Annotated in this window: 1 tRNA gene and 1 rRNA gene; one reads left to right on the top strand and one right to left on the bottom strand. The window is 62.6% G+C overall.

The window, feature by feature from the left end:
• Positions 1-8 precede the first annotated feature (8 nt).
• Positions 9-1,529, bottom strand: a 16S ribosomal RNA gene (locus L0C60_RS11295).
• Positions 1,530-2,217: 688 nt separating this feature from the next.
• On the opposite strand from L0C60_RS11295, the gene L0C60_RS11290 reads away from it, so the two are divergent.
• Positions 2,218-2,292 (top strand) — tRNA-Val (locus tag L0C60_RS11290).
• Positions 2,293-2,682 lie beyond the last annotated feature (390 nt).

The following is a 2,682-nucleotide window of genomic DNA, read 5'->3' as shown; positions in this document are numbered from 1 at the left end:
CTCCTTAGAAAGGAGGTGATCCAGCCGCACCTTCCGGTACAGCTACCTTGTTACGACTTCGCCCCAGTCACGGGCCCTACCCTCGGCGCCTGCCCTAAGGCTCCCGGCGACTTCGGGTAGAACCCGCTCCCATGGCGTGACGGGCGGTGTGTACAAGGCCCGGGAACGTATTCACCGCGGCATGGCTGATCCGCGATTACTAGCGATTCCGGCTTCATGGGGTCGAGTTGCAGACCCCAATCCGAACTACGCCCACCTTTCCGCGATTCGCTCCCCGTCACCGGGTCGCATCGCTCTGTAGTGGGCATTGTAGCACGTGTGTCGCCCAGGCCTTAAGGGCCATGCTGACCAGACGTCGTCCCCGCCTTCCTCCTGCTTTCGCAGGCAGTCCCGTTAGAGTGCCCGGCTTAACCCGCTGGCAACTAACGGCAGGGGTTGCGCTCGTTGCGGGACTTAACCCAACATCTCACGACACGAGCTGACGACGGCCATGCAGCACCTGTGCTAGGGCTCCCCTCGCGGGGCACCCCACCCTTTCAGGTAGGTTCCCTAGCATGTCAAGGCCTGGTAAGGTTCTTCGCGTTGCTTCGAATTAAACCACATGCTCCACCGCTTGTGCGGGCCCCCGTCAATTCCTTTGAGTTTCAGCCTTGCGGCCGTACTCCCCAGGCGGCGCGCTTAACGCGTTAGCTTCGGCCCCCAGATAACCCAGAGACCTAGCGCGCATCGTTTAGGGCGTGGACTACCCGGGTATCTAATCCGGTTTGCTCCCCACGCTTTCGCGCCTCAGCGTCACGAACGAGCCAGGTGGCTGCCTTCGCCATCGGCGTTCCTCCCGGTATCTGCGCATTTCACCGCTACTCCGGGAATTCCACCACCCTCTCCCGCCGTCTAGCCTGAGCGTATCCCACGCTCCCCCACGGTTGAGCCGTGGTCTTTCACATGGGACGCCCCAGACCGCCTACACGCCCTTTACGCCCAGTAAATCCGGGTAACGCTCGCGCCCTCCGTATTACCGCGGCTGCTGGCACGGAGTTGGCCGGCGCTATTACCTGGGTACCGTCATCCCCCTCATCAGGGCTTTCGTCCCCAGTTCAGGAGTTTACACCCCGAAGGGCTTCCTCCTCCAAGCGGCGTCGCTCCGTCAGGCTTGCGCCCATTGCGGAAGATTCCTAACTGCTGCCTCCCGTAGGAGTGGGGCCCGTGTCTCAGTGCCCCTGTGGCCGGCCGTCCTCTCAGACCGGCTACCCGTCGTCGCCTTGGTGGGCCTTTACCCCACCAACTAGCTGATGGGACGCGGGCCCATCCGGAAGCGGGCTCTCGCCCTTTAATCATGCCCCACAGGACATGACCACATGCGGGATTAGCCCGGGTTTCCCCGGGTTGTCCCACACTTCCGGGTAGGTCACCCACGCGTTACTCACCCGTCCGCCGCTGACCACGGAGTAAAACCCCATGGCCCGCCCGACTTGCATGTCTTAGGCACGCCGCCAGCGTTCACCCTGAGCCAGGATCAAACTCTCCACAAAAAACGCCACTAGGGCGTTAATTGCGTATCTGCTTAGACCTCTGCTCTCCCCTTTTCAAGATCCCCCTGCTTGGGCTTTCGCCCGCGCAGCAAGAGCTATCCTATCAACCCCTCTACGCTTTGTCAAGCAGGTGAAGGTCTGAGCTCCCATCACTTAGTCCTGTAGGGGCTTGACCAAGGGAAAACAAAGAGGGGTTGGTAAAGGCATGCGAACGCTCCTCCTCCTTTAGACCACCACCTGGGCCCCCACGGTCTTCCGGCCCCTCAGGAAACCCGCGCCCACCCCTCCCCCTTTCCCTGCCCGAACCGAGTTAGGGGTCCAGGCCCTGGGGTATGTCCCCCTTTTCCTCCCCTGGACCGGGGCTTCGACCGGGTCTCCCGGATAGGCAGGAGGAACGAGCATGGGTTTCCTCCTGGGGCTACGGGGCAAGCGGGAGGTGGAGATGGAGGAGGGGGAACGCTTCCTCTCAGGACCTAAAGGGGCAGGGGGTGGTAGCGCAACCTGAGGGGCAGGGCCTTTTCCACCTGGCTCGCCTCCTTCTGGCGGAGGGTCCTCCTTCCCTGCGGGGTGTGGCGGTGCGGGTGCTTGGGGGTCTTTCCCGGCAACCGGCACGGGGGAGTGCTGAGAGCTCAGAAGATCCCTTTGCTTGACAGGCTTCCCTTACCCGTGCTACCCTTCAAAAGGCTGAGGGCGGCTAGCTCAGCGGAAGAGCGCTCGCCTCACACGCGAGAGGTCGTAGGTTCAAGTCCTACGCCGCCCACCAACGCTAAAACAACAACTTCCCCCCTCGCGAAAGAGGGGGGTAGTTTTTCTGGAAAACTGCTAGGCTTTGCCGTAAAGCCCCCTTAGAAAGCCCTCCTCCTCACTCCCTGCCCGAACCGAGTTAGGGGTCCAGGCCCTGGGGTATGTCCCCCTTTTCCTCACCTGGACCGGGGCTTTGACCGGGTCACCCGGATAGGCAGGAGGAACGAGCATGGGTTTCCTCCTGGGGCTACGGGGCAAGCGGGAGGTGGAGATGGAGGAGGGGGAACGCTTCCTCTCGGGACCTAAAGGGGCAGGGGGTGGTGCAATCTGAAGGGCAGAGCCTTTTCCGCCTGGCTCGCCTCCTTCTAGCGGAGGGTCCTCCTTCCCTGCGGGGCGTGGCGGTGCGGGT

It is taken from the genome of Thermus hydrothermalis (assembly GCF_022760925.1).
Taxonomy (GTDB): domain Bacteria; phylum Deinococcota; class Deinococci; order Deinococcales; family Thermaceae; genus Thermus; species Thermus hydrothermalis.
This window is presented reverse-complemented; position numbering and strand designations above follow the sequence as displayed.